This is a genomic window from Streptococcus cristatus (genome assembly GCF_001578775.1).
GTDB lineage: Bacteria > Bacillota > Bacilli > Lactobacillales > Streptococcaceae > Streptococcus > Streptococcus cristatus_A.
The window spans coordinates 1,065,809-1,078,671 of the sequence record NZ_KQ969062.1 but is presented as its reverse complement, the minus strand read 5'-3'; the positions used below and the strand labels follow the sequence as shown (position 1 = coordinate 1,078,671).

Here is a 12,863-nt window from a genome sequence, read left to right as displayed (position 1 = left end):
CCAGCAATTAGGTTAAGCAGAGTAGACTTACCCACTCCATTATCTCCTACAATGCCCAGTCGATCTTTATTTTGCAGCAAGAGATTGAAATGCGACAAAATATGCTTGTCTCTGTATGCAAAATCCACATCCTGAAACTCAATAACCTTCTTTCCAATCCGACTGGTTTCAAAGTTCATCTCTAAGTCCGTCTGATTGGTCTGACCAGCCAAATCACTTTTGAGGTCATGGAAACGATTGATACGTGCCTGCTGCTTGGTCGCCCGCGCCTGAGGCTGGCGGCGCATCCAAGATAACTCCTGCTTGTAGAGCTGCTGTTTCTTGTGTAGCAGGGCAGCATCGCGCTCATCTTGTTCAGCTTTGAGCCATACATAGTCCTGATAGTTACCCTGATACTCAATCAAGCTCCCGCCGTCCAATTCAAAAATCCGCGTGGAAATATTATCCAAAAAATAGCGGTCGTGGGTAATAAAGAGGACTGTCTTCTTTGAATTTTTCAAGAAATTTGTCAGCCATTCAATCGTGTCAATATCCAGATGGTTGGTTGGCTCGTCTAGCAGCAGCAAGTCTGCTTCGGAAAGTAAAACCTGCGCCAACTGAACCCGCCGACGTAAACCACCAGAAAGCTGGCTGATTTTTGCTGCCAAATTTGAGATACCAAGCTTGGATAGGACGGTTTTTACCTGACTCTCAATTTCCCAAGCATGCAGCGAATCCATTTCTGCCATGACCTTGTCCAGACGAGCTTGCTTGGCTTCATCATAAGCTGCCATGAGCAGTTCATATTCTCGAATGAGCTGCATTTCTCGCAAATCACTGGACAAAACAGTATCCAAGACAGTCTTCTCTTCATCGAAGACTGGTTCCTGAGTCAAATAGGAGATTTTATAGTCAGATTTTGCTGAAAAAGGATATACATCACCATCAAATCCTGATTTGCCAGACAAGACATCCAAAAGAGTGGTTTTTCCTGTCCCATTGACTCCAATCAGTCCAATCCGATCCAAGTCGTGAATGATAAAAGAAATCTCTTGAAAGACTGTCTTATCCCCGACAGACTTGGTCAGCTTTTCAACGATAAAGTCACTCATCCAACTTGCTCCTTTATAAAGTTCATAATCTCTTCCTTGCTATTTTCCAATTCTCCGTCGACAATGGCCCATTCAATTTTAGTCAGAATTTGTCCCAATTCTGGCCCGGGTTTAAAGCCATAATCTCGGATCAAATGACTGCCCGTCACCACAATCTCATGTTTGTCATGAATGGTCAGAGCAGCATGTGTTGCCTCAATGGCCTCAAATTCAACCGACAAACCAGCTGCTTGCCTCAAACTTTCCGCCTGTAGAATCAAATCCAAATCATACTGATAGCAATCACGCTTAGAAAGACTCCGCTCCTGCCGAATCTCATAAACAGCCACTAGCTGATTTACTCGCTTTTGAAATTCATTGGACGTTTTCCAATGTTTCAAGAACTTGCGAACATCTTTTACCTTCAAAGCCAGCAAAAGCGCAGCCCAAGCCTGCTCAGAACTAGAAAATTGAAAATCTTCTTCTAAACCGGCTAATAGTTCCTGCAAAGCTTCTGCTGAATGTTTCATATCAGGAAGAAAGTCGTAGGCAGCAGCTTTGATCAGGCTCTCCAAGCCTTTTCGCCAGAAAGGTGCCATCAGGAGCTTGTCAAACTCGATAAAAATCCGCTCTACCGATATCTTTTCCAAAAGCGGCGCGCAATCTGCCATAGCCTGAAAAGTAAAGTCTTCCAAATCAAAGTCTAAACCAGCCTGAAAACGGAAGCCCCGCATGATGCGGAGAGCATCTTCATTGAAACGCTCTGAAGCCACTCCAACTGCCCGCAGAGTGCGATTTTTCATATCTGCCAAACCGTTAAAGAGGTCCACAATCTCCCCCTCTTGGTTTAAAGCAAGAGCATTGATTGTAAAGTCCCTACGCTTCAGATCTTCTTCCAAAGAGCGCACAAAAGAGACCTGACTAGGCCTGCGGTAGTCCACATAGACATCCTCAGTCCGAAAGGTCGTTATTTCGTATTCTCCCTGGCCTTCTAAGACCAGAACTGTTCCATGCTCAATGCCAACATCAACTGTCCGAGGAAAGATGGTTTTGATTTCCTCGGGATAGGCTGAGCTGGCAATATCCACATCGTGAATCGGCCGATTCAACAGAGCATCTCGTACAGAACCGCCGACAAAATAAGCCTCAAAACCGGCCTCTTTAATCTTCTCTAATACTGGCAAAGCCTCCTGAAACTCAGAAGGCATCTTCTCTAATCTCATAGTAAATGTTCCAATCCATAGACCAATTCAGAGCGCTTCACTACCTCTTTGATACCTAGATTTACCCCAGTCATAAAGGAAACCCGATCATAGGAGTCATGCCGCAAAGTCAGTCCTTCTCCTTGACTACCAAAGATAACTTCCTGATGGGCCACTAAGCCCGGCAAACGCACTGAGTGAATCCGCATTCCGTCAAACGCCGCCCCACGGGCACCAGCTAACGATTCTTCTTCATCAGCCGCTCCCTGCTGCTTACTCGTCCGAACGTGACTAATTAATTCAGCTGTTTTGATAGCCGTACCGCTCGGTGCATCTTTTTTGTTGTCATGATGCAGTTCGATAATCTCCACATCTGGAAAATACTTGGCTGCTTGGGCTGCAAACTGCATAAGCAAAACAGCTCCCAGAGTAAAATTCGGCGCAATCAAACCGCCCAGACGCTTTTGACGAGATAGTTGGGTCAAGTCTTCAATCTGCTCAGGCGTAAAACCTGTCGTTCCGACCACTGGAGCAAAGCCATTCTCAAGAGCAAAGCGAGTATTTTCATAAGCCACTTTAGGAGTCGTAAAGTCAATCCAGACATCCGCCTGAAGACCCGCAAGTTCTTCTTTAGCATTGAAAACTGGAACTCCCGCTACTTCCTTTTCATCTGTAAAGGGATCTAGTAGACCGGCCAATACCAACTCAGGATCTTCTGTTACCATTTTATAGGCTGCTTGTCCCATCTTTCCCTTGAAACCAGCAATAATGACTTTTATACTCATCTAGAACCTCTCTCTATTCTTGACTAACTGCTCTGGCAAACTCTAGACCAGCGGAATGTAGGCCAAAGCGACACTACCCTCGCCCAAGTGAGTTCCAATCACACTACCAAAGGTAGCCAGGGGAATATCGTCCGCTATGCCAGCCTCTATCAGCTGCTGGCGTAAGCTTTCCGCCTTCTCTTCAGCATTCCCATGAATCACCATGACCTGATAAGAAGCAGAGGCAGTTTTTTCCTCCACTACTTCAATCAATCTCTTGGTCGCCTTCTTTTCCGTCCGAATCTTTTCAAAGACTTCGATAACCCCTGCATCATTAAAATACAGAATCGGCTTGATACTTAGGAGATTTCCCAAAATAGCTGCGCCATTGGACAAGCGACCGCCCTTAACCAGATGATTGAGATCGTCAACCATGATAAAGGCGCTGGTTCCATCGATTTGTCGTTGAATCTTAATCAAAATCTCTTCAAAATCCTGCCCCTCAGCAGCCCAAGTCAAAGCATTTTCGACCATGAGGCCAAGCGGAGCACTAGTGATTTTTGAATCAGGAAAAGCGATTTTCAAATCAGGAAACTCATCCTTGAGATACTGGATATTTTGATAAAATCCTGAAATCCCACTGGATAAAAAGAGCCCCAGCACATGCGTGTAATCTTCGCCAGCAAGGCGCGTCAACGTCTCCTCCAACTCTGCCACACTAGGCTGACTTGTCTTTGGCAAATCATCTGCAGCAGCCATTTTCTCATAAAACTCACTAGCTGTCAGATTTTTTCCTTCTACATAAGTCTCTCCAGCAATCACTACTGGAATATCGAGCACAAAAAGATGGTCATTTCCACGAAGGCTATCCGATAAAAAAGCGGACGAATCCGTTATAACCGCTAATTTCATCATTAGAACTCCAAATTAATACCTGGTAAATCTAGCGCAATCTCCGTCACTTCATACGTCAAGCGATTGAGCATGGTCAAGCAAGGACGCGCCAATTCTTCCACTTCTTCATGCTCAAACTCACTAGGTTCCTGCACCAAACGTCCTTGAATATGATTTGTCTGTGTAATCGTTCCACTAATTACAAAACGATCAAACACAATCATGAAAGTCAAAATCACAATCATGGATGTTGAATTCTTTTCTTCATTTCTTTCAATCAGCTGAAAATTCACGTCAACTTTTGTTTCAGGTGTTCCATTTTCCTTTTCCCATTCAAAATTGCGTGCATCAAAATGATACTGGCTGACAAATTCTTGTTCACGTTGTAATTCCATTACTATTCTCCTAAAAATATACGATAGTCCATTATAACATAATTTAAGGAAAGTTTCTATGTAAAAAAGGAGCCTACCCAACAAATAGATAAAAAACTTCTCCTAACATTGCACAAGTGTAAGCAAATCTTTAATTTAGTATTTTTAAATAAGTTTTATTGCGCAAGATTTCAATTCAAGAAAGATTATAACTACCTTAGATGGATGTGCTCAAGTAACTACTTGTAATTGATTTCGGCGCTATTCCAGACTGGTTCGAAACGGACTTATAGTTATTGCCATGGGTATACTACAACATAGCTAAGGATCTCTTTCTTTCTGCTTAAATTGTCCTCGATCGCTTTCACATGTACAACACCTAAATCAGACTATGGACTGCCTTCACATCCAAATCATGAAACAATTTGATCAAAAATCTCGCGATTACAAGACAATAAAACGATGCTGGAAACTCATCTAGCAAGATAGTCAAAAACTAAGCAATAAACGTTTTTATCGCCCATCCTTTCCTATGTATTGATCAATAAAGAAATCAATGTTAACTAACATCACCCAGCTACAAGTTAACAAAGAACCAAAAAGCCTTAGTTCTGTATTGTACAAAACCAAGACTTTTTCTCACATGACTTATATCACTTTCGAAAAGCAAGTAAAACTTACTTTATCCATGACTCTATTAGTCTTTTTTCTTAGCACTAATAGTCAATCCTGAAGCTACTGCAACTAATGCTACTCCAACTACAGCCAAACCTGAAGAAACTTGCTCCCCAGTTTTTGGTAATTCAGCCACCTTATTAGAAATTGATGTAGTATGATAAACTGGCTTCGTACTTCCAATAGGTTTCGCTACTGTAGGAGCCGGAGCTTTTTGCTTAAGTACGACATGTGCTTCTGCCAAGAAGTCATATTTCTCTGTCACAATGCGGTAAACACGTCCTTCTTGGACAGTCTTAACAACATGATTTGTAAAATCACGATTTAAAAGACTAGAAAATTCTTGACGAATATCAAGGTAAAGACCTTTTGTTCCTTCAACTAGAGGTTTAAAAGTCGTTTTTTCGTATGTTACACCCACAACCGATAGGGAAATATCAGCCGCTTTAAGAGCTTTCAGAGTTTCTTCTACTGTTGGAATACCTGGAGTACTGAAATCGATACTTTCATCAGTAATCAAGAAAGCAAAACGACGATTATTAGAAGCTGTAGACCAATCGTAATCTTTTGAAGTTGCAATATGATGAAGAGGGGCTGTAGGCTCTTCTGTTCCACCACCTGTTTGAATAGATCTAAGAGCCTTAATATACTCTTCTACATTCTTAGTGAATTTAGACCCATTAAAATCGAAATATTGAACATCCTTAGCAGACTCATACGCGATTAAGCCAAGACGAGCATCAACCTTTTTACTAGCCAAATCACGGACAAAAGCCTCAATATTTTGCATAACATTCTGAATAGATGAACCCATTGAACCTGACTTATCAATAGTAAAAACGATATCAGCAGAACCAGACGATTGCTTCGTAATTGTCACATCTGCTTCTTTCATCACTTTTTCAAATGTTGTCTTCTTGATGGTCTGAGTAACATCAGCTACATACTCATCCGTATCAACATGATCGGTAACTGTCTTTGATGTAGCAACTGGCGCTTTTTCTCCAACAGCAGTTCCTTTAGCAGCTACACTAGTTGTCTCAACACTCACAGAAGCCTCTGCTTTAGCAACAGCTTCTGTACCGGATTCATTTTCTTTCGTATCCACTTTGACATCAGTAGAAGTAGTAGATACTTTCACTACATCACCAGGTTTAGCCTTATCAATTGGCACTACTGGAGTACTAACCTTTTCTTGAATCTCTTTGGCTGTCTCAGAAAGTTGTTGATTAGCCTGAGTTGTTTTAGCAGCAAGTTCATTTGAGCTTACTTGAGCTAACTCATTAGCAGCTTGACTTGGCTTATTTACCTCATCAGCATCAGCTTGTGTAACCGTTGTGAATACAGATGCTAGGGCAACTGAAAATAAAACAGATTTGCATTTCCAAAATAAAGAACGCTTCCTATTTTTCATAAATATTCTCCTTTAATAAATTTTGATTATATTATATCAATATCAATGGAATTTGTCAAATATGATCTAATGTTCAGAACAACTTGCTATACTTACTAAAATCAGATTTTAGATTCTCTTTGGTAACAAATTCAATTCTCGAAATTATTTTCAAAACATGGTATAGATATTAATCTAAAGAACGCTTCTTATTTTATTTCTGTAAGTAAAGTTTTTATCAAGATTTCATTTCCTTTTATTTCACCTAACAATGAGACCTCTGCCTATCAATATTCTAGAAGATGCAAAAAGAACCTTGACAAACCATCAAGATTCTTTCGTCTATGTTTTATTTTTCCAATGGTTTACGCAAATATCCGAAAAGAATACCGCTGACAATTGCACCAATCAAGACATACGCAAGGTAAAGGATTGGGTTGTTAGTCAAACCGATAACGAAGATTCCTCCGTGAGGAGCCATAAGTTTGATGCCAGACAGACCGACAAGTGCACCTGTAAGAGCTGAACCGACGATAAAACTTGGAATTGCACGGGCTGGGTCAGCAGCTCCAAAAGGAATCGCACCTTCTGTGATGAAGGAAAGCCCCATGACGATATTTGTCAAACCAGAATCACGTTCTTCAGTAGTAAATTTATCTTTAAAAAGTAGAGTTGCAACAAATACTGCAAGCGGTGGAACCATACCGGCTGCCATAACCGCTGCCATGACTGGAGAACCACCAGTTGAAACAGTACTTGCCAGCGTACTTGTACCAAATACATAAGCTGCTTTGTTCACTGGTCCACCCATATCGACAGCCATCATACCACCGACTAAGAGACCGAGAAGAACCGCAGAGCTTCCGCTTAGACTTGCCAAGAAATCGTTGAGGGCTGTATTGATTGCTGACATGGGGATATTGACTGCCAGCATAAGGAATCCAGTCACAAGAACTCCAAGAAGTGGCAAGAGCAAGATGGAGCGGATACCTTCAAGTGAGCGAGGCAGAGCTGCAAGTAATTTGCGAAGGACTAAAATCACACCACCAGCTAAGAATCCACCGACCAAAGCTCCAAGGAAACCAGATGATACACCCGCTAGAGAGAGTGTCTTCTCACCACCTGCAGCATAGGCAACACCACCAAATGATGCGCCACTGCTCGCAATTGCACCGGCTACGAAACCAGAAACCAAACCTGGCTTTTCAGCGATTGAGTAAGCGATATAACCAGCCAATACTGGCAACATGAAGCCAAAGGCTGCACCACCAATCGCCTTAAATTGAGCTGCAATTTCATGATAGCCTCCCAGATTAGAAAGCTGATCTTTTGGCACACCTAAGATCTGATCTAGCAAGAAGGCAATGGCAATCATAATCCCGCCACCAATAACGAATGGCAACATTTGAGAAACACCGCTCATCAAGTGCTTGTAAAAAGCTCCGCCCAAGCTAAGTTTTTCATTGCTGCTAGCTACTGCAGCGCTACCATTAGCAGCCTTGTAAACTTCAGCATTGCCAGAAAGAGCCAGATTGATGAGTTCTTCTGTCTTGCGAATACCGTCTGCAACCGGGCGACTGATTAAAGGTTTGCCGTCAAAACGATCTATTTCAACAGCCTTGTCTGCTGCGATGATAACTGCTTTAGCTTTTTTAATGTCTTCTGCTGTTAGTTTGTTGCCAACACCACTGGCACCGTTAGTTTCAACCTTGATACCAACGCCCATTTCAGCAGCCACTTTTTGAAGGGCTTCTTGAGCCATGTAAGTGTGGGCAATCCCTGTTGTACAAGCTGTAACAGCTACGAGGAAGTCACCAGATTCGTTGGCAGGAGCAACAGTTGCAGGCTCTTCTGCTTTTTCTGAAGCTTGGTCAAAGAGAGCGATAACTTCATCTGGTGAAGATACTTTGCGCAATTTGTCTGCAAAGCCGTCTTTCATCAAGTATTGAGACAATTCTGCTAGGGCTGCCAAGTGAGTATCATTGGCACCTTCTGGAGCTGCAATCATGAAGAAGAGGTCTGTTGGTTGACCATCCAAACTTTCATAGTCAACACCCTTATTTGACTTGGCAAAGAGAACTGTTGCTTCTTTGACAGCAGAGTTCTTGCTGTGTGGCATAGCAATTCCCTCACCCAAACCAGTGGAAGTCAAGGATTCACGCGCCAAAATGCCTTCTTTAAATGTTTCAAAATCCGTCACATAACCGTGATCGACCAAACTTTTAATCATCTCTTCTATGACAGCTGTTTTTTCAGTTGCCTGCAAATCCAGCAACATGACATCTTTTCTCAATAGGTCTTGAATTTTCATCGTTTTTCTACCTCAACTTTTTCATATGTTTCTTTAATAAATTCCGCTGTTGCCAAGTCATCTGAGAAGGTGGTTGCTGTTCCACAAGCGACTCCCCATTTGAAGGCTTCTACTGCATCTTTAGATTTGACAAACTCACCTGTGAATCCAGCGACCATAGAGTCGCCAGCCCCAACTGAATTTTTCACTGTTCCCTTGATTGGTTTAGCGAAGTAAGCTCCCTCAGATGTGACAAGAAGAGCACCATCCCCAGCCATAGAGATAATGACGTTCTGAGCACCTTTGGCCAGTAACTCACGAGCGTATTTCTCGATTTCGTCCAAACTTTCCAGTTTCACTCCAAAGATAGCTCCAAGTTCATGATTATTTGGTTTGACCAAAAGTGGCTGGTAGTCCAAACTATCAATCAAGGTCTGTCCTTCAAAGTCACAAACCACTTGCGCACCAGTCTGGCGTGTCAAGGCAATCAGCTCCTTGTAGATGACATTTCCCAAGTTCTTAGCACTTGAACCCGCAAATACAACCGTATCTTCTGCTGTCAAACTAGATAAAATTGCTTTTAATTCTTCTAGCTGAGCTGGTTCGACATTTGGACCCGTTCCGTTGATTTCTGTTTCTTGGTCTGCTTTGATTTTAACATTGATACGCGTATCTTCTGCCACTTGGACAAAACGTGTTTCGATTTCTTCTTCTGCCAAAGTGTCTGTGATAAATTTACCAGTAAAGCCTCCGATAAATCCAGTTGCTGTATTTGGAATATCCAAGCGTTTCAAGACACGACTGACATTGATTCCTTTCCCACCAGCAAACTTATCATCACTGTCCATACGATTGACACTGCCAACTTGGACTTGGTCCAAGCGAACGATATAGTCAATGGATGGATTGAGTGTGACTGTATAAATCATGCTTCTATTACCTCCGTTTCTTCTTTGATCTTTTGAGTCACTTCAGATTCAGTTTGGTTTGTAATAAGCCTTGCGCGCGATATTGGTGCCACTTTTGCAAAAGATGTATTGCCCAACTTTGAAGCATCAGCTAAAACATAAGTTCTCTTAGCATTTTCGAGAATAGCGCGTTTCACCGCTCCTTCTTCCATGTCCGGAGTCGTGAAAAATCCACTGTCAATTCCATTCATTCCGATAAAAGCCTTGTCAAAATTCAGCTGACCGATTTGATTTAGAGCGACACCGCCAATACTGGCATCTGTCGAGCGTTTCACGACACCGCCAATAATCACAGTGGGAATGTTGCGCTCCACCAACTTAGTTGCATGATGGATAGAATTAGTAACCACCGTCACGCTTGGATCATGCAATTCATTGACTAAGAGTTCATTGGTCGTCCCTGCATCAATAAAGATGACATCGTATTCTTGAATCAAGCTGGCTGCTTTTTGAGCAATCTTTGTTTTTTCTTGAATGTTTTTGATAGATTTTTCTTGATTGCTTTCTTCCTCCTGCAAGAAGTGAAGGCTCTCAGCACCGCCATGCACACGCCTCAACTTCCGCTCGCTTTCAAGCTCATCTAAATCTCTTCTAACAGTTGATTCTGAAGTGTTTAAAGCTTTTACTAGATACTCTAAAGAAACAAATTTATCTTTGGTAACTTTTTCGAGAATCAGCTGCTTTCTTTTCGACTTCAGCATAGAATACCTCCTCTGCAATCGATTACAGTTCTATTATACAAGATTAAATTTCAAAGTCAAGCATTTTCTATCACTTTCTATCAAAATTAATCATTTGTTTGAATATAGAAAAAAGAAGCCTGTTAAACTTCTTTTAATTCCTTTATTATCTTGTAGTGATATAGACAAGAAGAATCGGTAAAAAGGCAGCAAGCACACATAAGATTGAAAATACCCAAAACCAAACCGATTTAAGAGCTTGCCTATATGTTCCTGGCTGAGATCTATTTTCAGCAATATAAGCTTTAATTTTCGACCTATTTAGGATGAGTACAATCAATACTACCGTTGTTCCTGCAGTCATCAATCCATAATTTATGAGATTCACGATGCTTTCTGGGATATAGTTGGTCAGGAAATCAAGTCCTTCTGCGATGACCAAATTATTGAAAATATGGAAGAAGATCACCCAGAAAATGGAATATTCAAAAGCGATGTAACCAAATCCCAGACCAATCATAGCAGCAAAATAAAGCTGATATAAATTTTCATGAAACAGTCCGAAAAGGAGAGCCGTCATGACAATGGCAAAGACTTTTCCGTGCTTTTCCAAAGCGCGCAATCCTGCTCCTCGAAAAATAATCTCCTCCGTAATCGGTGCCATGATGGTGGTATAGATAAACATGGTGATTGAATGAGAACTAAAATCCTGTGATAAAATCTCAGAAAGATCCAAACCAAAGAGAGACAAAATAGCATTCATGATTTGACTTGTCACAGTGCTAAACAACTGAGAGAAAAACAAAAAACAAATCATGAAGAAGAAGACTTTGGCTGTCATTTTCTTATTTTTCTTGCGCAAATCTCGCGTGAAAAGCTGCTTGCCCCTGAAAATCGTGAAAATAAGCACTCCCAAACAAGAAGCGATAATGTAGGAACCACCATCTTTATCCATAAAACTTTTCACAAATTCCTCAGTCTTACCTATATCAAAGCCCTGCTGAAAAAGAACAAAGAAATAGGAAAAGACAGTATAAAGTATGACAACCACTAGCATCACGATAGAATAAGTGAAGCAGCTTGCTGAAAATCTCCCCAAATCTTTCTTGGGATTTAAAGGCTCAGGTAACGTATTCATAAAATCTCCTTTGGTATTATTGACTACGAGTCTTTCTACTGAAAAAATACAAACTTAAAAAGATTCCCTCGTAAAGAAGAGCAAAAAGAATAAAGGTGTGCATGAAAAATTCTTCTGGCAAAATCCAGATGACTGGATCCTTGGCTGGATCAAATAGCCATGTATTGTCTCCCACAAAAAGCACTTGATGAAAGAGCGTAAAAAAGCTGTTAAAACCAATCAAGCCAGCCAAGCAAATCATGACGAAGGGCAATACGCTCAAGAAAAACAAACTTCTTTGATAAAGAGCTAAAAATCCTTTTTTGACCACTTTTTTGATAAAGAAGATCAAAGCCGGCAAGGTTAGCAGAAAGACAGCCTGTGCCAAGTGGAAGAGATACTTGACCACCTGAAAATGATGCAGACCTGCTGCTGACGAACGAAAATCCGGCATTGCCAGCTTCTGACTAAAAGGATTGGTCAGGTAATTCATCAAAATGTTGAAATTATACTGGATAGTCTCTGCTTTCAAATGAACCTTATCGGACAAAGCGAAATAAGAAATCTCCATCGGGTATAAGAGCCAAGCCAGATAAATAGTCAGTAAGATAGCTGCTGCCAGCAAGCACAGGATGCTAGCTAAAAATCTGAACTTATCACGCATCAAAGTCCCACTCCGCTAGACTAGACAAGACATGTGTTGGTTGGATAGGCAGATTGGGCACCTCTTCTGGCAGGGTAAAGCCTGTCGTAACCAAGAGAGTCGGAATGCCATTATCAATTCCAGCTCGAATATCTGTCAGGTAGTTATCGCCCACCATAACCACGTCCTCACGCACCAGCCCTAAATGCTCTATGGCTTTTTCCATGATGATGGCATTGGGCTTGCCGATAAAGGTCGGCTCAACACGAGTAGCGGCTTCCAAGAGAGCATTGATAGCACCCGCTCCCGGCTGCAGGCCTCGCTCAGTCGGAATATTGAGGTCAGGATTGGTTCCGATAAAGTGAGCACCCTTTTGAATGGCCAACGTCGCTATTGTCAGTTTCTCATAATCCACTTCCCAGTCCAAACCCACTACCACATAGTCGGGGTTTTCTGTATCTTCCTCATAGCCAGCTTCTTCAATGGCATGTTTAAGCCCGACATCTCCGATAACATAGACTTTCTTGCCAAGATTTTTCTCCTGCATATAGTCAATAGTAGCTAGAGTTGCTGTGTAAATAGTCTCAAGCGGCGTCTCAATATTGAAATTCTCAGCCAGCATAGTTTGAACCATTTCTGGCGTACGCGTGGTGTTATTGGTCACAAAAAGATAGGGAATCTTGCGCTTCTGTAGCTCATGCACAAAAGCTTCGCCAGCAGGAATTCGGCTCTTACCCTTATAAATTGTACCATCTAAATCAATCAAATATCCTTTATAAGTCATACATTACTT

The 12,863-nt window shown here is 41.7% G+C and carries 12 protein-coding genes and 1 pseudogene; 1 reads left to right on the top strand and 12 read right to left on the bottom strand.

The features are described from left to right. From SCRDD08_RS05400 to SCRDD08_RS05380, 5 genes are all read right to left on the bottom strand, one after another. Nucleotides 1-1,091: ABC-F family ATP-binding cassette domain-containing protein (locus SCRDD08_RS05400; RefSeq protein WP_155719791.1), on the bottom strand; the 1,091-nt coding region annotated here is incomplete at its 3' end. Further along, nucleotides 1,088-2,293, bottom strand: coding sequence for a CCA tRNA nucleotidyltransferase (locus SCRDD08_RS05395; RefSeq protein WP_061422758.1), 1,206 nt, complete (start codon nt 2,291-2,293; stop codon nt 1,088-1,090). The genes SCRDD08_RS05400 and SCRDD08_RS05395, both read right to left, overlap by 4 nt. Then, the gene (dapB, locus tag SCRDD08_RS05390) at nt 2,290-3,057 is read right to left on the bottom strand and encodes a 4-hydroxy-tetrahydrodipicolinate reductase (RefSeq protein ID WP_061422757.1); all 768 of its coding nucleotides are present in this window, start codon (nt 3,055-3,057) and stop codon (nt 2,290-2,292) included. The genes SCRDD08_RS05395 and dapB overlap by 4 nt, the downstream gene beginning before the upstream one ends. Before the next feature lie 42 nt (nt 3,058-3,099). Then, nucleotides 3,100-3,948 carry a DegV family protein gene (locus SCRDD08_RS05385; protein WP_061422756.1) on the bottom strand — a complete coding sequence of 283 codons (849 nt, stop codon included), beginning with the start codon at nt 3,946-3,948 and terminating at the stop codon, nt 3,100-3,102. A 2-nt stretch (nt 3,949-3,950) separates the two neighbouring features. Then, complete coding sequence (locus tag SCRDD08_RS05380) at nt 3,951-4,325, bottom strand: DUF1149 family protein (protein ID WP_005590470.1); 375 nt, start codon at nt 4,323-4,325, stop codon at nt 3,951-3,953. 148 nt (nt 4,326-4,473) lie between these two features. On the opposite strand from SCRDD08_RS05380, the pseudogene SCRDD08_RS11900 reads away from it, so the two are divergent. Continuing rightward, nucleotides 4,474-4,782: pseudogene (locus SCRDD08_RS11900) on the top strand (transposase); the annotation flags it as partial. A gap of 219 nt (nt 4,783-5,001) precedes the next feature. Here SCRDD08_RS11900 and SCRDD08_RS05375 read toward each other — a convergent pair. From SCRDD08_RS05375 to SCRDD08_RS05345, 7 genes are all read right to left on the bottom strand, one after another. After that, nucleotides 5,002-6,393: a vWA domain-containing protein gene (locus SCRDD08_RS05375; protein ID WP_061422755.1), complete on the bottom strand. Its 1,392-nt coding sequence runs from the start codon at nt 6,391-6,393 to the stop codon at nt 5,002-5,004. A gap of 328 nt (nt 6,394-6,721) precedes the next feature. Beyond that, entirely contained in the window at nt 6,722-8,683 is a 1,962-nt protein-coding gene (locus tag SCRDD08_RS05370; protein WP_061422754.1) for a PTS fructose transporter subunit IIABC, read from the bottom strand. Continuing rightward, a complete protein-coding gene (gene pfkB, locus SCRDD08_RS05365) occupies nt 8,680-9,591 on the bottom strand; it encodes a 1-phosphofructokinase (protein WP_061422753.1) in 912 nt (303 codons plus the stop codon). The genes SCRDD08_RS05370 and pfkB overlap by 4 nt, the downstream gene beginning before the upstream one ends. Next, nucleotides 9,588-10,331, bottom strand: coding sequence for a DeoR/GlpR family DNA-binding transcription regulator (locus SCRDD08_RS05360; protein ID WP_061422752.1), 744 nt, complete (start codon nt 10,329-10,331; stop codon nt 9,588-9,590). The genes pfkB and SCRDD08_RS05360 overlap by 4 nt, the downstream gene beginning before the upstream one ends. A gap of 145 nt (nt 10,332-10,476) precedes the next feature. Further along, nucleotides 10,477-11,448, bottom strand: a complete 972-nt coding sequence (locus SCRDD08_RS05355) for a CPBP family intramembrane glutamic endopeptidase (protein ID WP_048791991.1) — start codon at nt 11,446-11,448, stop codon at nt 10,477-10,479. A 16-nt stretch (nt 11,449-11,464) separates the two neighbouring features. Continuing rightward, nucleotides 11,465-12,091 (bottom strand): TIGR01906 family membrane protein, encoded by a 627-nt coding sequence (locus SCRDD08_RS05350; protein WP_061422751.1) that lies wholly within the window; start codon nt 12,089-12,091, stop codon nt 11,465-11,467. Next, a complete protein-coding gene (locus SCRDD08_RS05345) occupies nt 12,084-12,854 on the bottom strand; it encodes a TIGR01457 family HAD-type hydrolase (protein ID WP_061422750.1) in 771 nt (256 codons plus the stop codon). The genes SCRDD08_RS05350 and SCRDD08_RS05345 overlap by 8 nt, the downstream gene beginning before the upstream one ends. Nucleotides 12,855-12,863 lie beyond the last annotated feature (9 nt).